The sequence below is a fragment of the Sphingobacterium hungaricum genome, from assembly GCF_015210005.1.
Lineage (GTDB): Bacteria > Bacteroidota > Bacteroidia > Sphingobacteriales > Sphingobacteriaceae > Sphingobacterium > Sphingobacterium hungaricum.
Window position 1 is genome coordinate 2,521,299 of the sequence record NZ_MU158698.1, and the last position, 24,334, is coordinate 2,545,632.

At 38.2% G+C, this 24,334-nt stretch carries 21 protein-coding genes, 1 other RNA gene and 1 riboswitch; of the genes, 9 read left to right on the forward strand and 13 right to left on the reverse strand.

The features are described 5' to 3' along the window. The first annotated feature begins 12 nt into the window (after positions 1-12). The gene (locus C4F49_RS14160; protein WP_196936498.1) at positions 13-3,411 is read left to right on the forward strand and encodes a DUF1080 domain-containing protein; all 3,399 of its coding nucleotides are present in this window, start codon (positions 13-15) and stop codon (positions 3,409-3,411) included. Positions 3,412-3,718: 307 nt separating this feature from the next. Continuing rightward, positions 3,719-4,480: a hypothetical protein gene (locus C4F49_RS14165; protein ID WP_196936499.1), complete on the forward strand. Its 762-nt coding sequence runs from the start codon at positions 3,719-3,721 to the stop codon at positions 4,478-4,480. A 220-nt stretch (positions 4,481-4,700) separates the two neighbouring features. Here the strand turns inward: C4F49_RS14165 and C4F49_RS14170 are convergent, their stop codons facing one another. The 5 genes from C4F49_RS14170 to C4F49_RS14190 form a co-directional block, all read right to left on the reverse strand. Beyond that, entirely contained in the window at positions 4,701-5,378 is a 678-nt protein-coding gene (locus tag C4F49_RS14170) for a hypothetical protein (protein WP_196936500.1), read from the reverse strand. A gap of 192 nt (positions 5,379-5,570) precedes the next feature. Next, positions 5,571-6,068, reverse strand: a complete 498-nt coding sequence (rnhA, locus tag C4F49_RS14175) for a ribonuclease HI (RefSeq protein ID WP_196936501.1) — start codon at positions 6,066-6,068, stop codon at positions 5,571-5,573. Positions 6,069-6,244: 176 nt separating this feature from the next. Further along, positions 6,245-7,036, reverse strand: coding sequence for a methionine ABC transporter substrate-binding lipoprotein MetQ (gene metQ / locus C4F49_RS14180; protein ID WP_196936502.1), 792 nt, complete (start codon positions 7,034-7,036; stop codon positions 6,245-6,247). A gap of 27 nt (positions 7,037-7,063) precedes the next feature. Next, a complete protein-coding gene (gene metI, locus C4F49_RS14185; RefSeq protein WP_196936503.1) occupies positions 7,064-7,720 on the reverse strand; it encodes a methionine ABC transporter permease MetI in 657 nt (218 codons plus the stop codon). A 12-nt stretch (positions 7,721-7,732) separates the two neighbouring features. Further along, entirely contained in the window at positions 7,733-8,479 is a 747-nt protein-coding gene (locus tag C4F49_RS14190; RefSeq protein ID WP_196936504.1) for a methionine ABC transporter ATP-binding protein, read from the reverse strand. Positions 8,480-8,689: 210 nt separating this feature from the next. On the opposite strand from C4F49_RS14190, the gene C4F49_RS14195 reads away from it, so the two are divergent. The 4 genes from C4F49_RS14195 to C4F49_RS14210 all read left to right on the forward strand — a co-directional run bounded on the left by C4F49_RS14195 (position 8,690) and on the right by C4F49_RS14210 (position 11,794). Continuing rightward, positions 8,690-9,286, forward strand: a complete 597-nt coding sequence (locus C4F49_RS14195; protein ID WP_196936505.1) for a DUF3267 domain-containing protein — start codon at positions 8,690-8,692, stop codon at positions 9,284-9,286. Between the two features lie 77 nt (positions 9,287-9,363). Beyond that, an RNA gene (gene rnpB, locus C4F49_RS14200) (RNase P RNA component class A) lies at positions 9,364-9,741 on the forward strand. Positions 9,742-9,798: 57 nt separating this feature from the next. Further along, a complete protein-coding gene (locus tag C4F49_RS14205; protein WP_196936506.1) occupies positions 9,799-11,175 on the forward strand; it encodes a sigma-54-dependent transcriptional regulator in 1,377 nt (458 codons plus the stop codon). Positions 11,176-11,404: 229 nt separating this feature from the next. Next, positions 11,405-11,794, forward strand: a complete 390-nt coding sequence (locus C4F49_RS14210) for a Dabb family protein (RefSeq protein ID WP_231388321.1) — start codon at positions 11,405-11,407, stop codon at positions 11,792-11,794. Between the two features lie 83 nt (positions 11,795-11,877). Here the strand turns inward: C4F49_RS14210 and C4F49_RS14215 are convergent, their stop codons facing one another. The 5 genes from C4F49_RS14215 to C4F49_RS14235 form a co-directional block, all read right to left on the reverse strand. Next, the gene (locus C4F49_RS14215; RefSeq protein WP_196936508.1) at positions 11,878-12,060 is read right to left on the reverse strand and encodes an LPXTG cell wall anchor domain-containing protein; all 183 of its coding nucleotides are present in this window, start codon (positions 12,058-12,060) and stop codon (positions 11,878-11,880) included. Between the two features lie 73 nt (positions 12,061-12,133). After that, positions 12,134-13,831, reverse strand: a complete 1,698-nt coding sequence (locus C4F49_RS14220) for a M3 family oligoendopeptidase (RefSeq protein ID WP_196936509.1) — start codon at positions 13,829-13,831, stop codon at positions 12,134-12,136. Between the two features lie 433 nt (positions 13,832-14,264). Continuing rightward, on the reverse strand, positions 14,265-15,446 hold the full coding sequence (locus tag C4F49_RS14225; RefSeq protein WP_196936510.1) for a homoserine dehydrogenase: 1,182 nt from the start codon (positions 15,444-15,446) through the stop codon (positions 14,265-14,267). A 27-nt stretch (positions 15,447-15,473) separates the two neighbouring features. Then, on the reverse strand, positions 15,474-16,526 hold the full coding sequence (locus tag C4F49_RS14230; protein ID WP_196936511.1) for a homoserine O-acetyltransferase family protein: 1,053 nt from the start codon (positions 16,524-16,526) through the stop codon (positions 15,474-15,476). Positions 16,527-16,577: 51 nt separating this feature from the next. After that, positions 16,578-17,885 carry an O-acetylhomoserine aminocarboxypropyltransferase/cysteine synthase family protein gene (locus C4F49_RS14235; protein WP_196936512.1) on the reverse strand — a complete coding sequence of 436 codons (1,308 nt, stop codon included), beginning with the start codon at positions 17,883-17,885 and terminating at the stop codon, positions 16,578-16,580. A gap of 222 nt (positions 17,886-18,107) precedes the next feature. Next, positions 18,108-18,220: riboswitch (SAM riboswitch) on the reverse strand. A 391-nt stretch (positions 18,221-18,611) separates the two neighbouring features. On the opposite strand from C4F49_RS14235, the gene C4F49_RS14240 reads away from it, so the two are divergent. From C4F49_RS14240 to C4F49_RS14250, 3 genes are all read left to right on the forward strand, one after another. Next, the gene (locus C4F49_RS14240) at positions 18,612-19,835 is read left to right on the forward strand and encodes a hypothetical protein (protein ID WP_196936513.1); all 1,224 of its coding nucleotides are present in this window, start codon (positions 18,612-18,614) and stop codon (positions 19,833-19,835) included. 85 nt (positions 19,836-19,920) lie between these two features. Continuing rightward, a complete protein-coding gene (locus C4F49_RS14245) occupies positions 19,921-20,592 on the forward strand; it encodes a peptidase associated/transthyretin-like domain-containing protein (RefSeq protein ID WP_196936514.1) in 672 nt (223 codons plus the stop codon). 198 nt (positions 20,593-20,790) lie between these two features. Further along, positions 20,791-22,491 carry a hypothetical protein gene (locus C4F49_RS14250; RefSeq protein ID WP_196936515.1) on the forward strand — a complete coding sequence of 567 codons (1,701 nt, stop codon included), beginning with the start codon at positions 20,791-20,793 and terminating at the stop codon, positions 22,489-22,491. 458 nt (positions 22,492-22,949) lie between these two features. On the opposite strand, the gene C4F49_RS14260 is transcribed toward C4F49_RS14250, so the two are convergent. The 3 genes from C4F49_RS14260 to C4F49_RS14270 are packed head-to-tail and all read right to left on the reverse strand — an operon-like array spanning position 22,950 to position 24,256. Beyond that, positions 22,950-23,399, reverse strand: a complete 450-nt coding sequence (locus C4F49_RS14260; RefSeq protein WP_196936517.1) for an SRPBCC family protein — start codon at positions 23,397-23,399, stop codon at positions 22,950-22,952. 30 nt (positions 23,400-23,429) lie between these two features. Then, complete coding sequence (locus C4F49_RS14265; protein WP_196936518.1) at positions 23,430-23,819, reverse strand: DoxX family protein; 390 nt, start codon at positions 23,817-23,819, stop codon at positions 23,430-23,432. Positions 23,820-23,830: 11 nt separating this feature from the next. Then, positions 23,831-24,256, reverse strand: a complete 426-nt coding sequence (locus C4F49_RS14270; protein WP_196936519.1) for an SRPBCC family protein — start codon at positions 24,254-24,256, stop codon at positions 23,831-23,833. Between the last annotated feature and the right edge of the window lie 78 nt (positions 24,257-24,334).

Genomic DNA, 24,334 nt, shown 5'->3' on the forward strand with positions numbered 1-24,334 from the left:
GACAAAACTGAAATGAAAAAAATATTCAATACCATAGCCGCTTTGTTGATTGTACAGGCTGCCGCTTATGCGCAGCAACCTGCAAATCGCACGGCAGCGACAAAAATAGCAGATGTGCTGGCGCAGCAGCCTGCGGAAGAAATTACGAAATTCCGAGAAGCCATGAAAGGTTTGGAGGAATTTACTGCAACCGACATTGCACAGCTTTTATCCGGCTTGAAACCGCAGGGCGGAGATAACAAAACGATTGAATTTGCTGCAAACTCCTATGCATTCTATGTGATGCAACCAGGATTGGAGGCTAAGCGCGAAGTTTTTGCGCAAGGGCTTATCTTGGCATTAAGCCAGCTTCAAGATAAAGATAACAAAGGTTTCGTTTTTGAATTGATGAAGCAAGCTTCAAAGAACGAATCGATTGCTGCTGTCGCTCCGTATTTAGCAGATGAGTATTTAGCGGAGAAAGCGGCGCGGACGCTGAATGCGATTCGCACGGCAGAAGCCACACAAGCTTTGTCAGCTGCATTAGCGAATGCTAAAAACGAGAAATTAACAACTTCCATCGTTGCTGCTTTGGGCGATTTGGAATCAAAAGCCGACGAAGAACGGATAATCGCTTTACTAGGCACGTATACTTCGGACAATTTCCAGCGTACAGGTTTTACAGCTTTAAGTAAAATTGGAGGAATTGCCTCTGCACCGGTATTCTTGGCAAAATTAAAAGCAACAAATTATCAATTCGATAAGTCGAATGTTGGAGGACTTTCCATTGATTATGCACATGCGCTTATCGCGAATAATCATGGCAAGCTGGCTGAGCAATTTGCAAATACACTCTACAAGAACGCGTTAAAAATCGAAGATAATGTGGTCGTTGATGGAGCAATCCAAGTTTTAACGGAATTGAATCCATCCAAGCAGCATAAAACATTGGTTGGCTTAGCTGGGGCAAATGATGTGGTCACTCAAAATGTAGCGTTGGATTTGCTATTGGCAAATCAACAGCCTGCAGATGCGAAGAAAGTCATTAAGTTATTGGCTAAAAGTTCTGAAGAAGGACAAGAAGGCATTTTTAATTATTTAGCGGCCTTGGGCGATGCGAATAACATTCCGCTGATTGAAAAGTCATTGGCTAAATTGACCAATTCAAATGCAAAAATCGCAGCCTACAATGCATTGAGCAGTTTGTCTAAAGGTGCTAACACGGAATTTATCATTTCACAGTTCGCACAAGCAAACGAAGCGGAGTCTAGCATTCTCCAGAACTTAATTCTTTCTTCGAAAGATAAAAATGCCATCAATTCTGTCAATACTGCATTGGCATCGGCTGATAAAAAGACTAAATTAAATTTATTAGCTGTTCTTGCATCGCGCAAAAATGAAAGTTCGTCTAAAGCTGTTTTAGCAGAAATAGGAAATGAAGATGCAGAAATTCGTTTGGCAGCTTACAAAGCCTTGCCGAATGTTGTGAATCCAGAAGATTTTGATGCCGTAGCGGCTTTGCTCAACAACTCAAATCCTGAGGAAGCAAAACTGGCGCAGCTCGCAGTGATTAACGCGCTGAAGGCAAGCTCAGATTCTGATGCGAAAATCGAACGCCTAGCGACCAATATCTCACGTTCTCAAGCCCCTTCGGCAGCAAATTATTTTCCAATCTTTGCTGGAATCGGCGGAAAGGAATCGTTGGATGCCGTAACAAATTATGTTTTTAACAACAGCGCTGTGAAAACAGAAGCTATTCAAGCTATTGCTAATTGGTCAAATCCAGAAGCATTAAACACGTTGGTGGCTTTGTCGCGCGTCGAAAAAGATGCTCCTTTATTCAATACCATTTATAGAGGTTTGATTAAGCAGGTCAATGCGAGCACAGAAACGCCTGAACAAAAAACCTTGTTGTTGAAAGAGGCTTTTTCATTGGCACAGAATGTGGAACAAAAGCGTTTGGCCTTGTCTTCGCTTCAGCAAACAGGTACTTACCAGGCTTTGGTCTTCGCTGGTCAATTTTTAAATGACAAAGAATTAAAGAATGCGGCAACCAATACAGCGATGAATATCGGTATGGACCATCCTGAATATTACGGAACGGACGTTCGGACAATTCTTAATGCGGTCATGGGCAATCTTACAGGCAGCGAAAGTTCGTATTTGCGCGAGGCTTTGGTTCGTCATTTGGCAGAAATGTCGGCTGAGGAAGGTTACGTTTCCATTTTTAATGGGAAAGATTTGACCGGCTGGAAAGGCTTGGTGGAGAATCCAATCAAACGTACTACAATGTCAGAAAGACAGTTGGCTGAAAAGCAAGTAGAAGCTGACAAGAAAATGAATGAATCGTGGCAAGCCATCGATGGCGATTTAGTCTTCGAGGGACATGGAGATAACATCGCTACGGTTAAGCAATACGGTGATTTTGAAATGCTGGTAGATTGGAAGCTGGACAAGAATGGAAAGGAGCCCGATGCAGGTATTTATTTAAGAGGCACTCCGCAAATCCAGATTTGGGATATTTCACGCACAAATGTTGGTGCGCAAGTAGGTTCTGGTGGTCTATACAACAACAGCAAGCATCCGAAAGACCCGCTTAAAGTAGCTGATAACGCGTTGGGCGAATGGAATACATTCAAGATTAAAATGGTCGGCGAAAAAGTTACCGTTTGGTTAAATGGCGAATTGGTAGTCGACAATGTTACCTTGGAGAACTACTGGGATAGAAATCAATCGATTTTCCCTACCGAGCAAATCGAATTGCAGGCGCATGGTTCACGCGTGTGGTACCGCGATATTTTTATCAAAGAATTGCCTCGCAAAGAACTTTTCCAGCTTTCGCAAAAGGAAGCTCAAGAAGGATATAAAGTGCTTTTCGATGGAACTAATTTAGATGCTTGGACAGAAACGCCTGCCTACGAAATCACTCAGCAGGGTTTTATCCGCTCGAATCCAGATGCAAAATTCGGAAAGAACTTATACACGAAAGCAGAGTATGCTGACTTTAGTTTTAAGTTCGATTTCAAATTAACTCCCGGAGCGAATAATGGTGTCGGAATCCGCACGCCGTTAGAAGGCGATGCTGCTTACGAAGGCATGGAAATCCAGATTTTGGATAATAGCGCAGACATTTACAAGGATTTGAAACCTTATCAGTTTCATGGTTCGGTCTATGGAATCATGGCTGCATCCAAAGGACAGTTAAGGCCGGTAGGAGAGTGGAATACACAAGAAATCCGCATTCAGGGCAATAAAATTCAAGTTACGTTAAATGGTCATCTAATCTTGAATGGCGATTTGTCCCAAGCGACCAAAAACGGAACCTTAGATGGGAAGAATCATCCAGGATTAAAGCGTACTTCAGGTCATATTGGCTTCTTAGGCCATGGAACTGAGGTTTTCCTTAAAAATATCCGCGTGAAGGCATTGTAATCTTTGCTTTGACAAAATTTTTGAAGAGAGGCTGCCGGAAGGCAGCCTTTTTTTTATGAATTCGTATCCGTTGGAGTTTCAAAAATGGATATCGAAAATCGGTTTGGCAGTGATTACTTCGGGTGCTGGAAGAATTGTAGATTAAACGCTTTTGGGAATCGGTATAAGATATGGAAGAATTAAAACAGAAGAAATCAGAAAGCAGATCGCTTAATAAATTAGAGGGATTATTTGCATAAAATTATTGTATATTGTTTAATCATTTTTCTTTTATAGGAGGTCGTTTATAAAGTCTCGTCTAAAGCTTATGAAACTCAAACAAAATGAAATAAGAAAACTAGTATTAATTCTTGCTGTAACGGCTCAACTTATGGGTTGCATATCGACAAGAGGTCAAAAGATGAAAACTGAAGATTTATCGGGGACCTATATTTTGGAAACTGATTTAAAATATAAAGCACTGTCTAATGATAAAAATTATTCAAGTTTGGAACTTCATAAAAACGGAACGTATATCTTGAATAAGGCTGCAATAACGTTTACTCCAGTAATAGAACAATGTACTTACGCATCGAAGGGTAGGTGGTCAGTTGTCGCGGGAAACTTGATTGAGATTACCAGCGAAGATCATTATGAAAAGCAGCAAGGGTTTGAGTATGATTTAAAAAATGAAAACAAGCTATCTCAAGACAGTTTGTATATTCAGGTAGTTTTTCCTACAGATTTTCATCCTGTACATTTGAACTTTACATTTAACCACAACAACAGCAAGTCCATTAAGACAGACAAGACATACATCGTACTGTCTAAATCGCAATACTTGCGGAGTGCTGCTAATCAGGTAGCCTTTAGTTTGAGTGCGAATTTCTTTGGAGCACCTCTTTCTAAGAGCAGAACTACATTTAATATTTTTTTTGAGGAACTCATTGATACAAAAGTTAACAACTATCTCACCATTACACTGCCAAACTTTGATAGGTGTTTTTTTGAATTTGAACCTTATAATGGAGAGTTTATTTATGTAAAGAACAGTAATCAATTAGTATGGCAAGGAGAAATATGGCAATAGTAACCCATACGGCTAAGTGACTTAATGCGTATGTACGAGCGTCATTTGTAGACGAGATTGGTTATCAGCATTAGTGATTTACGAGCAAATGATGTAGATGACTAGGTATAATTCAATACATATTCGATTGAAAGCTTTGCTTTCCCTAAATAAAAAACCGGGCTATTTAAATCAATTAAATAGCCCGGCTTTTTTATCTTACGTCTTTAGTTCCTTAGCGTTAATAGCGCTGTATTTCGTTATAAATGCTGGCAAGTTTTCCGTCTTCGAATCGGAATTGAACAAGCTCAAATTCATCTTCTTGCAAAGCATACCTAAAAGTCCAAGTAGCCGCATTCGCTATAATTTCATCGTACGAACTAGAAAGCTGTTTAGCATCTAAAGAAATGTTTCTGAATAAATGAGCAAAGTTCACACGGTTGCTGATTGTTTCCAGTTTTTCGTAAACCGTTGCTACAGGATCGTTGACTTCAACTGTTGTTGTAAAGCCATTTGGCCATGCATTTACTTTTTGGCCATTGCTCAATTGTATGGAGGCGACTTTATCCTCTTTAAAGGAAATCTGCAAGGCCTCGGCATTTCCATCTAAGGTGCCTAAATGCAGTGCGTCATAATCTGAAAAAGCAGATTTAATTTGCGATAAACTTGAATAGCTTTGTTTCGTGATATTCAAATGCGTGTGGGCGTTTGCATTTGCATAGGTCTGAAAATCCGCATAGACTTTTTCGGAACTTTCTCCGATGGTTACACCAAATTTACTGCCGGTAAAAATACTGTCTTTAACGACTTCAATTGGTGTCTCGACATCGCAACACGGTTCAAGGTTGATTGGATCGTCCTTGCACGAACTGAGGACTGATACCAATAGGATGGGGGCAAGAATGGAATGTAGTTTCATTTTAGTTGTTTTACTGATTTAACGTTTTACTTTCAAAGCAATGATTGCTTCGTTTTTAAAATACATAAAATTACTCAGAAAACAGGTTTTTTAGCCGAAAACTGACATAGCATTGACTCAAAAGGCATGTTATTACTTTTAAAGAAAGTCGAGCATTGCTAATCGTTTCAAGTTCAGCGAAACTACTAAACGTTAGGTTTGAGATTCATTCATCTCAAAAACAGAATCTATTTTCCAGTTGGTTTTGTCTTTGGATGCTTTCACGGCTAACTGATCGCAACGTTCATTCAAAGGATGCCCTGCATGACCTTTTACCCAAACTAAACGGACCTGATGTAACTTATAGGCGCTCATTAGGCGAAGCCAAAGGTCTTTGTTTTTCTTGCCAGCAAAACCTTTGCTGATCCAGCCATAGACCCATTTCTTATCAATTGCGTCGATAACATATTTAGAATCTGAATAGACGGTGACTTGCTGATTTAGTTTTTTGATCGCTTCCAGCCCGATAATAACCGCCATCAATTCCATTCGGTTATTGGTCGTCTTGCGGTATCCGCCAGAAAATTCCTTTTCTAATAATTTTCCGATGAAATCAGGATTATCTCCTTGGTAGATTGTGCGCAGAATAGTTCCATAGCCACCAGGACCCGGATTCCCGCTCGATGCACCATCCGTATAAAGTTCGATCATAGCACAAAAGTGATAATTTAAAAGGTAAAAGAAAAAAATAGTTCTTCACCTTTTGTACGATCCAGGAATCTTTAGATACCTAAAAAGCTGTTTGTTTACTTCTTACGAAGATAAACAAACAGCCTTTTATTTTTATTCAACGGTTTCGAGAACACGATGAACTATGATTTGTTAATTTACCAGCCTTTTACTGCACCGCCTTTAAAGACAACTTCAGCTGTAGAATCTACTTGTTCAGATTGGTATGCTTTTATAAAGTTCTTTACTTTTTCTTCGTTTTGATTGTCTTTACGACCTACGATTAGGTTGACGTAAGGAGATTTCTCATCCTCGACAAACAAACCGTCTTTTTTGGCGGTCAAGTTGTTGCTCGCTGCAAAGTTGTTGTTGATGATCGCTACAGTTACTTTCGGATCATCTAACGTTCTTGGTAATTGAGGTGCTTCCAATTCCAGCAGTTTGATGTTCTTCGGGTTTTCGACAATGTTTTGTGCCGTTGGCAATAATCCAACGCCGTCTTCCAGCTTGATAATTCCTACATGAGCCAATAAAAGCAATGCACGGCCTAAGTTTGTTGGATCGTTCGGAATAACAATCGTTGCTCCGTCTGGCAATTCATTTAAGCTTTTAATCTTTTTTGAATAACCTGCCATTGGATACACAAATGTATTTCCCAAAATTTCGAAATCATAGCCTCTGCTTTTCGATTGGTCATCTAAATACGGTTTTGTCTGAAAAACATTGACATCAATCTCTTTCTGGCGCAAAGCTTCATTTGGCATTACATAATCATTGAATGTAATTAACTCAACGTCCAAATTGTATTTTTCTTTGGCAACACGCTTTGCCGTTTCTGCTAGGATATGTTCTGGTCCAGCCTGAACTCCTACTGTAATGACATTCGATTTGTCTTTGTTCGAACAAGACAGCAAGGTTGCGATTATGATGCTGAAGATTATATTTTTCATGAAATTAAACTGTTATGTATGTATATATTATTTTCTGTGATCAAAACTTTTTGATACGCGGTCTCCGATAAATTGAATCGAAAATACGATCAGGACCAATAAAACCAAAACGGTATTCATGATCAATGCATCGTAACCCACGTAACCATATTGATAGCCGATATGTCCTAAACCGCCAGCGCCAACTGCGCCACCCATTGCCGAATAACCGACTAAGGTGATTAGAGTCAACGTTGCCGAATTGACGATAGCAGGCAAAGCTTCTGGAATCAATACTTTAGTAACTAATTGTATGGGCCTCGTGCCCATAGACCGCGCCGCTTCGATCAGTCCGTAAGGAATTTCCAATAGACAATTTTCCACCAAACGAGCTACAAATGGCGCAGCTCCAATGCTCAATGGAACGATTGCCGCTTCCACACCGATCGATGTACCGACAATCATCCTGGTAAACGGGATCATCCAGACAATCAAGATAATAAACGGAATGGCACGAAAAACATTGACGAAGAACGACACCAAACGGTAACGGCTTTTATTCGCCAGCATCTGATTCGGGCGCGACATAAATAAGATTACACCGATGGGCAATCCGATAAGAAAACTAAATAGGCCGGAAACAAAAGTCATCAATAATGTTTCTCCTGTTCCTTTAGCTAATAACCAAATAATTGCTTCTGACATGTTGGAATAGGATTAATCTAAGCTTAATGATGGGTTTAACAATTCTTTTGTGATGGCAGATTTAGGATTCTGGAATAATTCTTCCACACTGCTCTGTTCGATGATTTCACCATTTGCAATCACCGCTACTTTATTGCACAATGCGCGGATAACTTGCATTTCATGCGTAATCAGTACGATCGTAATCGCTAATTCGCGATTGATTCTTTTTAATAAACCCAATATGGAACGAGTTGTCATTGGATCCAACGCACTGGTCGCTTCATCACACAATAAAACTTCAGGGTCTGTTGCTAATGCTCTAGCTATTGCCACACGCTGTTTTTGTCCTCCCGAAAGATTAGCTGGATATTCATCGCGCTTGTCGACCAAGTCAACCAAAACCAACAGCTCTTCGACTTTCTTTTTAATAAACGCTTTGTTTTTTGTAGTCAGTTCGATAGGGAAGGCGATGTTTTCAAAAACTGTCCGAGAAGATAATAAGTTAAAATGCTGAAAGATCATTCCGATATTTTTGCGGGCATCCAATAATTGTGCACTGCTTAAAGACAATAAATTAGTTCCTGAGACGATGACTTGACCTGAAGTCGGTCTTTCCAATAAATTAATCGTTCGAATCAATGTGCTTTTTCCTGCTCCTGAAGAGCCAATGATTCCGTATATATCACCCTTATCTATCTGTATTGAAATATCTTTTAAGGCAACGACCTCTTTATCTTTCTTTACGAATACCTTATTGACCTTTTCTAATCTTATCATTCTATCTTTTTGAGAACTGAAATGGTTTGGTCCGATGAAAAATCACCGGCTTTTTGCAAATATTTGACAAATATAAGAATAGTATATAAGCTTTGTAGATTTTTATTCAGAGAATGTATGGGCTCGGTCTAAAAAGAATCGATAGCTTAGGTCGAAGTACTTAAAATAATAATCCTATTTTTGTTGAATCACAAAACTTTTACCTACTTCATGCAAGATTTAACAAATTATTCGGAGAAAAAACTAACGATAGATTTAGCGAAAGCAACTGCCAATTCGCTTAAAATTGTAATTCCGATTGTCTTGTTGTTTGGTATTCCATACGTTTTGCTCCATACAGAACAATTTACGATAGCGAATTTTAAAAGCACGCTGAGTTATTTAGGGAAGAAGTATTCTTTTTTTCTAGGGCTTATTCCCTTAGTTGTGATGCTGATCGGAATCGTTTTGCATGAGTTGATTCATGGATTGACATTTCTGCCCTTTTGCAAGAATGGGGTTAAATCGATTAAGTTCGGAATATTAAAACAGTACATGACTCCATATTGCCATTGCAAAGAACCGTTGAAAGTGAAACATTATCGAGTTGGTGTTTTGATGCCAGCAATCGTATTGGGATTTATTCCGGCTATTGTTTCAATTGTCATCGGCGATTTTTATTTATTGCTCTTCGGAATGTTTTTTACGCAAGCGGCTGTCGGTGATTTCATGATATTGGATATTTTGAAAAATGAAAATAAAGAAGACTATGTGCTGGATCATCCAAGTGAAGCAGGGTGCATGCTGTATAGTCCTATTCAAAGTTAAATGCTATTCATTTTTATATTTTTAATTCGTGGAAAGCATATAAAATTCATTTGATTAAAATTAGTACTTTTGTAGCGAAGCAAATCAGTTCTATCGCTGCTTCTTCGGAAGGAGAGGAAAGTCCGGGCAACATAGAGCAACTCACTTCCTAACGGGAAGGCATTGCGCAAGCAATGACAGCAAGTGCCACAGAAAATATACCGCCTATCGCAAGATCGGTAAGGGTGAAAACGTGAGGTAAGAGCTCACGGTCTTGTATGGCAACATGCATTACGGTAAACCTTGGGTGTTGAAAGACCAAATAGGTTACGGATTTTGAAGGTTGCTCGCCTTCTTTTTTAACGAAAATCCGTAATGGGTAGGTTGATGGAGCTTATTCGCGAGAATACGCCTAGATAAATGATAGAAGATCTTGCAAAAGATAACAGAACCCGGCTTATATGATTTGCTTCTTTTTAATCCGATTTTTTATATTAATTTAACAGCGAAAACGCTAAACTATAATTTAAACTATGACTACAGTATTAGTTATTGATGACGAAAGACCAATCCGAAGTACGCTAAGAGATATTCTGGAGTACGAAGAATACAAAGTTATTGATGTGGATAATGGTCTTGATGGTCTTGAAATACTAAAAAAAGAGAAAATCGACCTTGTCTTATGTGATATTAAGATGAATAAGATGGATGGGATGGAAGTGTTGACTGCTGCGCAACAACTGACTGACACGCCATTTATTATGATTTCCGGACACGGAACGATCGAAACCGCGATTGAATCTGCAAAAAAAGGTGCTTATGATTTCTTAGAAAAACCTTTGGATTTAAATCGTTTATTGATTACGGTTCGTAATGCGCTGGAAAGAGGTTCTTTGGTTAAAGAAACGAAAGTCCTTAAAAAGAAATTTACCCGCACGAAAGAAATTTTGGGTAACTCCCTGGGCATCGAACAGATTAAGGAAACGATTGATCGCGTAGCGCCGACCGAAGCTCGTGTGTTGATTACAGGAGCAAATGGTTCTGGAAAAGAATTGGTTGCGAGATGGCTGCATGAGAAATCAAACCGTTCGTCTTCGCCGTTGATCGAAGTAAACTGTGCGGCTATTCCTTCCGAATTAATCGAGTCCGAATTATTCGGTCACGAAAAAGGATCGTTTACATCGGCTGTGAAACAACGCATTGGAAAATTCGAGCAGGCCAATCAAGGAACTTTGTTTTTGGATGAGATTGGCGATATGAGCCTTTCCGCGCAAGCAAAAGTTTTGCGTGCTTTGCAAGAGAATAAAATTACGCGCGTAGGAGGTGAAAAAGAACTTGATGTGAACGTTCGCGTTATTGCGGCGACGAATAAGGATTTATTAAAAGAAATCGAACTGGGCAATTTCCGTATGGACTTGTACCACCGGTTAAGCGTGATCTTAATTCACGTGCCGTCGTTAATCGAACGCATTGACGATATTCCATTATTGGCTAAAACTTTCTGTGAGGAGGTGTGTGCGGAATACAACATCAAAGTAAAAGAAATCACTCCAGACGCTACCAAAGCTTTGCAAGCATTGCCTTGGACAGGAAATATTCGTGAGCTGCGTAACTTGATTGAGCGTTTGATTATTTTGAGCGACCAAAAGATTACCGAAAAGGATGTGATTGCTTTTGCAAATCCACGTGCTGAAATAGTGAAGTCAGGAAATATGGACACCGATTACGAAGGTTTCGATTACGACAAATTTGAGTCTTTTCAGGATTTTAAAGATTTTGCGGAATGCAAGTTCATTAAATATAAACTGGATAAAAATTCATGGAATGTTTCTAAAACTGCGGATGAAATTGGTATTCAACGAAGCCATTTGTACAGCAAGATTGATAAATTTGGTCTCAAGCGAGATTAATTTCAACTAAATTTTAAAGGAACTCTTTAATCCGTAAAACGGTTAAAGAGTTTTTTTGTGAATGAAGGTTTTTTGAAGAATGTATTTCTTTTGCGAAAAAAAATCGAGTATTTCCATAGAAATTATAACAAAATTTTATAATTTAGTGAAATCAACTAAACAGAGTCATACAATTCTTTACAAAACGTTAACTTCAATAAGTATGGAGAGAAGAAATTTTATTAGATCTATGGCAGTAGTAGGAGTGGCCGGTGCCACATTAACAGCATGTGCAAGTCCGGAAGACGACGGAAAAGAAGATTTGAAATCCGGTGTTATTCTACATTCCGTCTATTTTTGGCTGAAGACTGATCTAACTGAAGACGAACGTGCGGATTTCTTAAATTTCTTTAAAGCGTTAAATTCAATACCAAATGTTCGGTTTTTGACTTATGGTGCTCCAGCTCCAACAAATCCAAGACCTGTCGTTGAAAATTCATTTGACTATAACTTAATAGTGACCTTTGATAAAATGGAAAATTTAAATGTGTATGAAACCCATCCAACGCATTTAAAAGCCATAGAAGATTATTCAAAATATTGGACTAAGGTAATGGTGCATGATACGCTGATTGCGTAATGCCAAATAACTTGTTCGAAAGCATTAATTTTCTACCTTGAGAAATAGAAAAAATGGCTGCCTGAAAAGGCAGCCATTTTAATTTAATCATTAAATTTTCTTTTTTGTCTTCTAATCAACACGAAGATAATGATCACAATTAACGCGCCTCCGATTCCAATGTATACACCTGAAGAAAATTCGCCCGCATTATCACTTGTTGTATCTTGTGCCCTCGCAATCTCAGATAAACAAGTTAGCATGAAAATACCAAACCACTTGCTCATATTTTAATTTTGTTTAAATAAGTTAAAGCTAAATATACTAAATTATTGTGTGTAAAGCAATAGAAGTACCAAGCTATAAATTATCCTGAATAAATTTTGTTAAATTTTGTAAATTCTTTTGGCTGAAGTCAAATTTTATTCCTGCCACTTCATATATTTCAGGTATCGTGTTTGTGTAACCCAGTTTTAGCGCGTCCAAATACGAATTTATTGTTAATTCTTTATTAAGCGTGTAGTTTCGCCAAAGCGCAATTGCTCCTAATTGGGCAAAACCATATTCAATATAATAAAACGGAACTTCAAATAAGTGCAATTGCTTTTGCCAAAGGTATAAACGGGCATCTTTTTCATTATCCCAGTTCGTATAGCCATTTCCAAACTCTTTATAAATCGAATTCCATGCGGATTCTCTTTCGTCGATGCTGTGTTCGGGATGCGTATAAATCCAATGCTGAAATTTGTCAATCGTTGCGACCCACGGAAGCGTAGAAATGGCATCTTCCAATTGAATGCGTTTTGCACGTTTTAGCTCCTCTTCATTACCAAAGAAAATTTCCCATTCGCTCATGGAAAATAATTCCATCGACATGGAAGCCAATTCCGCTACTTCGCTAGGTAAATTCTTAAATTCCGTCAGTTCTAAATCCGAAGAAATAAAGGTATGGACAGCATGTCCTCCCTCATGAACCATCGTGGTCAAATCTCTCAGTGTTCCTGCCGAATTCATAAAGATAAAAGGTGCACCTGATTCTGCTAATGGATAATTGTAACCTCCTGGGGCTTTTCCGATCCTGCTTTCCACATCAAACAAATTATTGTCTTTCATGATAGTCAGACAATTCCCGATGTACGGATTTAGCCTGTTGAATACCGCTGTTGTTTTGTTGATCAATTCTTCGCCATCGGCAAACGGTTTTAGTGGAGGCAAGCCATCGGGATCAACGGCCATATCCCAAGGTTTCAAAGGGTCGATTTGAAGTTTTGCTTTCCGTTCGTCAGCAATCTGTTGCATAACCGGAACAACTTCTTTGGCAACAGCATGATGAAAATCTAAACAATCCTGCACGCCATAATCAAAACGTCCCATCGCGGCGAACATGTAATCCCTAAAGTTCTCAAAACCGGCATTCAGAGCAACCTTATGCCTTAATTGAATTAATTCAGTAAACAAGGTGTTTAGCGAATCTTTATGCTCCAGGCGTTTGGCAGTCACTTTTTGCCAGACCGCTTCTCGTTTAGTACGGTCTGTGTCTTGAAGAAATACGGACGCTTGTTGCAGCGTCAGTTCCTTTCCGTCCACTTCAACCGTTAAGCCTCCTGAAATCTGCTGGTATTCTTGCTGTTTAAGCTGTATTTGAGTAAACAATGGAATGTTTTCTTCACGAAACAATTCCAATGATTTCCGTACTTTTCGCAAATAGATAAAATATTTATCCGAATCCAATTGATCAAGAAATGGACTTTCTACTAATCGGATATCCAGGTCATTCGTCAGCGGGGCAATTTTCGGTTCAATTTCAGTTGCGAAGTATTGAAATGCATTGACCGCTTCTTCATTTGCCGTATCGCTAGTCATTTTGATATACCGCCAAGCATAATCTTCCTGCAGAACGGCATCCAATTCACTGCGGTCTTGCAACCATTTTTCTAACTCAGCAACCGATTCAATGGCTCTTTCTTTCAATTCTACATATATAGGTTCAATACTTTCCCAATTGATTTCCTGATCTTCTGGGACATACGTACGAGGCTTTGCTAATGCTGTTTTCATGATGCAAGATATTAAAAATTGCAAATTAAAAATTCTTTTTAATTCAAAAGTCGGCAGAGATTTTTTGAGTGATAGTATATAGTAGTTAGTATATAGTATTTAGAGTGTGGCGCATAGCTCTGCGAAACTCTGTGATATCCTCTGTGAAACTCTGTGTATAACCTTCTCAAACGAAAGGACCGCAGAAGACGCTGAGAAGGCGCAAAAGACACGGAGTAAAATTCAAAATTCAGAAGTAAAAATTAAAAAATGCGGAAGAACTTTCCGAATAATTCCCGCTTTAGGATTAGAGGAATAAGCACACGCGAAACGCGTGCGCTAGCAAATGGATTAATACCCAGAAAGGTTTTTGAATTTTTACTTTTTACTTTAAAAAAAACCACCTGAAATTAATTTCCAGATGGCTTTAATTGTACTTTAGTTAATTATTGGTTTAGATAATTTCTGCTAAAAAGTTTCCATCTTGATGGATCAAATCCCGCTTTTTAATAATTTCTTGAAGATTGATTTTTGCAATCACGTACTTAAAGTTTTCTGCGTAATAACGTTCTGAGATGCTGTCGAATTGGATTTGTTCCAACGTTTTTTCATCCGCGTAGCGGAAATACACCTCTAATTGATAATCCGTGCTGTATTCAACTTGCTGCGATTCCAAATGCTTTTTGTATTCATAACGGTAATCATAACGCAAAGCCGTAATATCTGATAATACAGCGGAACCTGTAGGGTGGCCGCCAGCGCCTTTTCCGTAAAAGAATTGCTCGTCTGCAAATGCCGCTTTAACCAAAACGCCATTGTATTCATTCTCCACGTTGCTTAAAATATTATCCTTGCGGATAAATTTCGGAAGAACATATAAAACCACATGTTTTGAATCCACTTCTTTCGCTAAAGGAATCAATTTGATTTTGTAATTTTTTTCGTTCGCAAATTGAATATCTGAGTTGCCTAGTTTATCAATTCCAAGGTTCAAGATTTCATCGGGATTGATGTACAATCCGTAAGCATGCGACGCAACGATTGCCAGTTTGTATTTTGGATCGTAACCACCAACATCCAATGTAGGATCCGTTTCAGCAAAACCTAAATCCTGCGCTTTCTTCAATGCGACTTCGTAGGATTGTTTCTCATTAAATATTTTTGACAAAATGTAATTTGACGATCCATTGAAAATTCCACTTACAGAATGCAATAGCTCGTTGTCATAATACTCTTCCAAATTCCGAATAATCGGAATACTTCCGCACACCGCACCTTCATACAATAAAGAAGTTCCATGTTCCTGCTGGATTTTGACCAATTCTTCCAGATGCGTAGCAATCATTTTTTTGTTTGCGGACACTACGTTCTTTCCTGAACGAAGCGCGCGAACGGTGATATCATACGCTGCATCAGCATCGTTAATCAATTCAACAACGGTATTTATTTCTGGATCATCTAAAATAACCGACGCATCGGTGGTAAACAAAGAAGCCGGAAGAGAGCGTTCTTTAGTCGGATCTTTGATCACAAATTTTTTAATGCTAAGGTTAAGGTCCTTGGTTTTAATAATATCATATAAACCCTGCCCAACTACTCCAAACCCAAAAATTCCTAATGTCAGTCTCTTACTCATGTACTTTTTAAAATGTATGTTATTGAATTATGCAATGTTAACTTGTTCTGTTTTGTCGATTGATCTATTCTGTAGAAATTGTTGGATGACCTGCGTCAATGTTTTGGTTTCAATCAGGAAACCATCATGTCCAAAGAAAGATTCCAATGCGTAGTAAGATGCATTTGGAATATGCTTCGCAATAAATTCCTGCTCCGATGAAGGAAATAGCACATCCGAAGGAATACCGATTACCAAGCTTTTAGCGCTGATGCTTGCCAACGCATCTTCCACAGATTTTCTATTTCTACCTAAATGATGGCTGTCCATTGCTTTGGTCAAATACCAATAGCTGTATGCGTTGAAACGCTTGACCAATTTATCGCCTTGATAAGCCTGATAAGAGGACGCTTTATATTCATCCGTTTTTTCCGAATCCGTTTCAGACTGCGTTGTATTGTATGCTGTATATGTTCGGTAAGAAATCAATGCAATGCTTCGCGCGGCTTTCAGGCCTTTGTCGCCGCCATTGATTTTCTTGTCAAAAAACGTAGCATCCGCTTCAATTGCCAGACGCTGGCTTTCATTGAATGCGACGCCCCAAGGTGAGAACTGTGCATTTGTTCCGATCGCAATCAGATGGTTGATCTTAATTGTTTTTGCAACTGCCCATTCCAAGACTTGCTGGCCTCCTAAAGAGCCACCGATCAACACGTCAATTGCAGCAATTCCTAGATGATCGGCTAACAATTGATTGCCTTTGACAATATCCCGAATCGTAAAATTCGGAAAACTCAAATAATAGGGCTCACCTGTAGCCGGATTGGTGCTCAACGGATTTGTCGTTCCATAATGTGAACCCAAAATATTGGCGCACACGATAAAATAATCGTTCGGATTAAATAAATCCTGCTCGCCAAATAATCCTGGCCACCAATCCAATACATCTGAATTTGCTGTCAGCGCATGACAGACCCAAACCACATTATTGCGTTCGGAATTTAACTCTCCATAAGTATGATAGGCAATTTGCAATCCGTCAATTACAGCTCCGCTCTCAAAAACGAACGGCTGATTATAGTTGAAATTTTTAACGCTCATCTTACTTACTCTGCTTCCTTTTCATGTCCGATTCCATTCTTGCGGTCGTACTTATTTTATTTTGTCAAATGCTTGCTGTAAATCTGCTTTGATATCGTCGATGTGCTCGATGCCCACCGAAAGTCTTAATTGACCTGGCAATACGCCTGCCGCACGTTGTTCTTCCTCCGATAATTGCTGATGTGTCGTTGCCGCAGGATGAATAATCAACGTTTTGGCGTCGCCAACATTTGCCAAATGGCTAACCAACTCCAGTGAATCGATAAATTGATTGGCTTTATCAGCAGTTCCTTTGATCGTAAATGATAACACAGAACCAAAGCCATTCTTCAGATATTTTTGTGCCAATTGATGATAAGGATGATTCTTCAATCCTGGATAGCTGACTTTCTCTACTTGTGGATGTGCTTCCAGCCATTGTGCAACATTCAATGCATTATCGATATGGCGTTGGACGCGAAGCGATAAAGTTTCTATTCCTTGAACCAATAAAAATGAATTGAAAGGGGATAGGGCAGGACCGAAATCACGCAAACCTTCAACACGTGCCCGAATAGCAAATTGAATATTTCCGAAAGGACCGTTCACTCCGAAAACATCCGAAAATACCAAACCATGATAGCCTTCTGATGGTTCTGAAAACTGTTTGAATTTTCCATTTCCCCAATTGTAATTTCCGCCGTCGATAATCACGCCACCAATGCTTGTGCCATGTCCGCCGATCCATTTGGTTGCGGATTCCACAACTACATTTGCTCCATGCTCGAAAGGCTTAAATAAATAACCGCCAGCACCGAAAGTGTTATCCACGATCAATGGCAAGTCATGTTTCTTGGCTAATGAAGCAATCGCATCAAAATCAGGAATGCTGTAGCTTGGGTTTCCAATCGTCTCCACATAGATTGCTTTGGTTTTTTCATCCACAGCAGCTTCCAGTTTGGAAAGATCTTGTGTATCAATAAAACGGACTTCAATGCCTAAGCGCTTAAAAGCTACTTTGAACTGATTGTAGGTTCCACCGTAAAGATTCACATCAGCAATAAAATTATCACCGCTTTCTAAAATGTTGTTCAGTGCAATAAATTGAGCCGCTTGTCCAGACGAAACAGCAACAGCTGCAACACCGCCTTCTAAGGCAGCAATGCGTTTTTCAAATACATCCGTTGTCGGATTCATAATCCGTGTATAGATATTTCCGAATTCTTTTAAAGCAAACAGGTTTGCTCCATGTTCCGCATTTTGAAAAACATAAGAAGTTGTTTGGTATATAGGAAGCGCGCGCGCTCCAGTAGTTGGATCAGCTTCCTGACCAGCATGAACTTGTAGGGTTTCGAAGTTTAGGTTTTTTAAATCTGACATTGTATAGTATTTAATGATGGTTCTTGTGAAAATAATTAACAGTACGCTCGATGATTGGTCGTCTTAGAACATGATTGCTAAACGAATAATTTCATACCGAAATTACTTGGCGATCATAGACGACCTACGCATTCGCATAGGACAACATAACGTAATGCTTGCCAAACCTGCTGTTTGACCTTGCGTGTTAATTGCTGTAATGTAGTGTTGCATAGTCTTTAAAATTTATATGCTCTAAAGCGACATTGCTTCAGACAGGATTTGGCACCTTTTCAAATTGTTTGATGGTTGCCAGTGGGTCATAGAGCCAGTCTCTCGCCACTTCTTTATAAATCAAGACCGACTTGTGGAAGGTGTTGATTAGTGTACTACGTTCGAAGTACGTTGCAAATTTAGTTTAAATAATTAAAAAGTAAAAATTAAAAGTTAAAAAATTGTTGGAGGTTTGAGTGATGGGGGTGATGCGGGTTATAAAGGTGATGTAAGTAGTCTCTTTATGAATAAGGAGCAAAGATTAAGGAATAAGGATTTGGATTGAAGTTTTGGATAATCAAATGATTAATGTCTAGAAAGTTTTTTTTACTTTTTTAAATTTGATTTTTTACTTTAAAAAGTTTTTTACTTTTGAGTTACGCTTCGAATTCGACATATTTGGGTAATATGAATCTTGTTAAGTGATTAAATAATTAGTCCTACTAAAATTCAACAACATAAAACCAGTCAATCATGAAAATCAATATCGTTCTAATCCTTGTCTTTGTGATCCAAACCATGCTATTTGGACAAAGCAAAACACCTGTCCGTCCGCTTTACATTCCGTTTTCGGTCGATAGTGAATATGGATTAATGGATACGCTAGGCAATGAATTTGCTGAACCAGGAAAGTACGATTTGATCTACAACAAGAATGATTTTAGGTATTATATTATTGGAGATCGAATCAAGGATGCGGATTATCCCAAGTTTACCTATTGGTTGATGGATCCTCAAACGGCAAAGAAAATCGACTTGGGCGATCTAATCGATGATGATCCTGTGATGAGGATTGCTGATACGGCATGGTACCATTTCCATAAAGATAATAAAAGCATTTTGGCGTCGCCTTTATCCAACAAATCATTTGCCTTCGATCAGAAATATACTGAGGTAAGCGGAACTAAATTATATGATACACTTGGCAAATATCCAACACAATTGTTTTTTGCTGAACTAGAAGATTACGACAAAGAGGTTTGGAAATTGGTAGATAACAAGTTAATTAAAGAATCGAAAATAAAAAAATCCTACACAATCGAAACCGTGGGTACTTACATCGATAGCAGTTATTATCGCCGCAACTTTGCAATAGGAATCGCTGTTTTAACGACGAAGCCGGTAGCAGAAACAAAACAAGCTCCAGCGGTTGCTAATGGAAAATTACCCCCGCCAGTAATCACGCCAATAGATAATGATGGAAATGAGGATGAGTTTTATGCCAATATTTATGATAAGGATTTAAAGCTTGTGGGAACAACTAAGACGAGCGAAGAAGAACTCAGTAAAATCTTCCAAAAATCTGCTAAGGTCGGAAACTATCTGATCGCCAGTCCGAGCATAGGAGGAGGGATTATCAAACAAACAGGAGATGATCACAGCGTAGATTTAAATGAAACGTATGCGATTAAGCGTATCCTAAAATCAAGAGGAAATTATGGTACTCAAGAATATTATTTTGTCAGAAAGGAAGCAGATAATCAAGTGACCGAAATCGCAACGTTAGTAGATACCAAACCTAACTGGGCTTATTTCGGAAACCAGAAACTATTGTCGTTCTTTTTTTATACGGATAAACGCCTGAGTGCTTATTTTGATTATAATGGTGTGGCGATGCCAAAAGGAAAACTGATGATTCCGGCGAAATATTACAATGAAAAACAAGACCCAGCATTTGTTCCTTATTTGTTTAAATAGATTAGATAATTTTTTAAGGCATATTATGCAAACAAGTTATAAGATTAATATAGAAACTCCTTGCAAAAAGATAAATTGGAATGAAATGTCCGCGATTGAAAAAGGAAAGTCTTGTTCTCTATGCAATCGGGATGTTTTTGATTTTTTAAATTGGCCTGATGAGGCGATTATTCATTTTCTAAATAAATCTGATGGACCGACTTGTGGAAGGTTGAGCCGTGAACAGATCAATCGAATTATTTCTATTCAAGATAAATCGAAAATAAACAACCGTTATAAAATTGTGGCAAGTATTTTTTTGTTCTTGTCCTCTGCTAATTTGCACGCTTCTGAAAATCCTGCTGTTTTGACTGAATATAATCGGGATTATCAATCGATCCATTCTTTTCCCAAGGTAATTAAGAATAAAATAACCAACGACAGCACACAGCGAATGATATCTGGATTATTGATGGAGAAGGATTCAAAACAACCAATTAAGAATGTTAGTATAGAAATAAAGGGAACGCCTGCCAAAACCCAAACTGATTCGCTATGCTATTTCGAATTATTTCTGTCTGAAAACTATTCAAAAAATGAAATCGTTTTACTTGTTTTGGATGACTATGGTTTTGAAGGTCCGACAGAAAGTACTGTTTATAAAAACCAACTGCCGATGACAGATTTATTTATCGAAAAGCCAGGCTTTTTAATAGGAGAGATCATGTATTCTAAACAAAAGAAATGGTGGCAATTTTGGAAGAAAAGATTGAATTAGGTAATTACTAGGTTAGAGATTATATTGATTATTCTCACTTTAAAAACGTGGACAAATGATGTTCCGACGCTATTCCATGCTTACAGATTAAGAAATGGATTGCCGATAAAGCGGAATAAGTTGTTTAATGGGTGATAATTATTAAGAAAATATTTATCTATATTTGCGCTGTATTTAAAAAGCGTGGTAAACCAAGTTATGAAGAAAGCCAGCCTATTGATTGCGGTACTTGCTTATGCATGTAATCTCGTAGCGCAAATACATGAACCTCAAATTTTAGTTTTAGCTCCCAAGGAATTTAAATATGACAAAGTCTTCGAGAGCGAAGTAAAAGAAAAAAGCAAGGAATTATCAAAGTTCCAGACATCTGAAGAAATGTTAGCTTATTCTCAATCTGATGAATTTAAAAGCCAGCCAGAAAACATGCAAATCATTGCGCTTGCCCAAATTGAGTTTAATAAAGACCTTGATTTTTCTAAAAAGGCAACAATGATTGCACAGAGCCATCTAACTTACCGATTCTTCGAACGTTTCCCAAACTTGTTGATTTTACCGACGAAAATAGAATCAGGTGGAAGCGTAGTTGAATTAAAAAGAATTTCGGATGACGCGAAGATGCAATACGTTCTTAACTTTTCTAAAATTACACTTTACAAAAAGCAGGGAATAGGTTTCGCAACAATTTCTGTACAATTATACGATCAAGCATCCCAGTCTCTTCTAATCAATGCCGATTACGAAGGTGATTGGTTTAGTCAAGGTTTTGAATTTGGATGTGAGAACGAAAGTATTGATTGTCCAATTAATAATGCTCTTTCACAAATTCTTGAAAATGTTGTACTTGAAGTAGCTTCGAATAGTCCAGCATTAAAGAAGGATAAGGAACTTGCTCTGCTTCGGCTTGAGGAGCTGAAAACTAGTTATTTATCAAAACCGTACGATAAGGATTTTCTCAAATCGGTACTTCCTCATGCAGGTGAAGACATTAATCTAGATGATCAATACCAGATTTTGATCGATCCTTCACAAACAAAGTTTGTTGCTTTTTTTATTAAACAAGCGCCCAATCAAGATATTAAAGAGCTTACAGAAAGCAACAAGGACAATCAAGTAAAAATTATTTCAAGCAAGGATCATAAAGGATCTTTAGCAGAAATTCCTCAGACTTATGCATACATCGTCAAGGCAGTAAAAAGAAAGGATAGATGGTACTTTGAAAAATCAAATGCAACTTATTTTGAGGCAAATTCCCTTGAAGAAGGTAAAATAAATTATTTTTCCAGTTTGGCTTCTTTGAATTTTTTCAAAGAAAACTCAACAGAGCATAATTCTGATTTTTGGGAAACAGAGCTGTTCGCTAAAGTGGTTGATTTGAAAAAGGACCCAGAGTGGGATAAATATGGCGAGACGATATGGGAATCGGATGAATTGAATAATCGACCTTATATCGGTGAATATGAAATCGTTGCGAATACATTGAGAATAGAAGCTGAGGAAGAAAATGCAAAATTTTACGAAACAACAGAACCACGATATTCTGAGTTTTATTCAAAGCTAAAATCTACCAATCCGAAGGAGTTTACCAATATTTCAGTCCACTCCCTCGTGTTTCCTATTGATCGTTCAGTAACAATTAACCCAATATTAGCCACTGACAACAAAGGGAAAAAAACATTGCGTTATTATGTGATCGTAAACGGATCATCTGATATTTATGAATGGACTTATTTTCAACCAAAAGAAATTCCTGAAGATGAGTTTGGCAATCAAGTTATCGAACAAATAGGGAGTCTAACAAATTGGAACTTTTCGGCAGACAATTTAAATGATTCCGAATTTTGGAACAACTATGTTTTAAAGAAAGCTAATGATGTGTATGTTTATTTAAATAAGCTTTAGGAAAACTAAGCTATAACGGTTTTATTATGAAGAGAAGCTAATTTAAGAAAGGAATTGTTGCTTAAAAGTGGAGATTCCAAACCGAGTTTTTTAAAACGACTAATGGCATTAAAGTTCAAAATAGTAGATTCAAAAATTTGGAAAGACTTTTAAATCTTTTATCGCAAATGAATATGCGGTATACCACTTATGTTTTGTGAAACTCCGCGTCAAACCTTGCCAAATTTTAGATCATCGCGGAGGACGCGAAAAAGGTGCAAAATTTTACGGAAGAATAAGGAATGAAAATCAAAGATTTAGTGATGCAATCCTATTGAAACGAAGATTCTTTAAGTTGCGGTGTCGCAGCGATGGATGGATTACGATTGATAGATTTAAGTGCCGTTTTACTTTTACTGATAAGGTGAATGGAAACGGCACTTGTTTTTGTATTGCTGGTATGTCTGGATGCTGACTGATTAAACATCGGGTATATTCGGTTCTACGAGTTTGATTAATTTTTCGATCGATTCTTGCCAGCCTAAGTAGCACATTTCTGCAGGGATCTGATCTGGAATCCCTTCTTGTAGAATCTCTAGTTCCGTACCGCAGGAAACTGGATGCAGACGGACAGTGCTTGTCATTTCCCCAGGCATATTAGGGTCATCAAAGGTATCGCTGAAGCGAATAAATTCATTTTCTTTTATTTCATGAAATGTACCTCCAAAAGAATGGGCTTTTTGTGTCGTGAAATTGATAAAGGTCATTTTATACGTTCCTTCGACTTTGAAGTCAAATTGTTCTACGGTACAAAGGAAGCCATAAGGTGGCAACCAAAAGGACTGAGCAACGGGATTAGAGAAGGCCCTAAATACTTTTTCGGGACTTGCTTGAATAATGCGATGTATGGAAACTGTGTTCTTTTTCATGGTCTTAAAATTTAAATCGTAAATGTTTATTTATGCGTAGCTTACTGATCTGTTGTTGTGGATTTTCTTATCGTATCTGTAAGAGACAGCTAGGATAGCCAGAAAAACTAGGGGCATCAACATGTAGCCAATGTTTTGATCCACACAGGCATGGCTGATAAACGCAAAAATCAGGTTGAAGCTCAATCCTGCATAGGCCCATTCTTTTAGCACAGCAGGTGTTTTGGGATAGGAAATGGCAATAACACCGAGCACTTTGCAGATCATTAATGCGAATGCGAAATAATCGGGATAGCCTAAGGCTCTTGTTCCAACTGTTCCATATTCTGGCGCGAAGATCATGGTTGCGATAGGCATTACGGCTTCCCAAAGAATGATAATCGTAGTCGCTATCCAGAAGATTGTTTTATCTTTTTTCATGGTGTTTAGATTTATGATTTTTGTGATTCAACATAGTTTACAAAATTGTCCAAGATGGCTTGCCAGCCTTGTTTTTGAAATTCAGGGTCATTTTCTGTTTCAGGATCAAAGGTAATTTCAATTTTAGTTTTGTCATTTGTTGCTGTAAATAAGGTCTGTACTTCTCTTCCGTCAGGCATTGTGTAGTTAATTTGCTTATCCAATTCTACTACATCATAGGTTCCTTCAAAGTCAAAGCCGAAACTGCCGTCTTTGGCTTCCATTCTATTTTTGAATTTTCCGCCCACGCGCAGGTCGTTTTCGCTGCTTGGGCAATGCCAGCTTTCATGCGCTGCATTCCATTGTACAATATCTTTTTCGTTGTTGTAAGCATCCCACACTTTTGCTACTGGAGCTTGTACCGTTGCTTCTACCGTAATTTGTTGTTGCTGTGCCATTGTGATCGTTCTTGTTTATAAATTGTATATCCAAAATTACGGAAGAAAATAGGGGATTGTCTATTGCGAAAATGACAA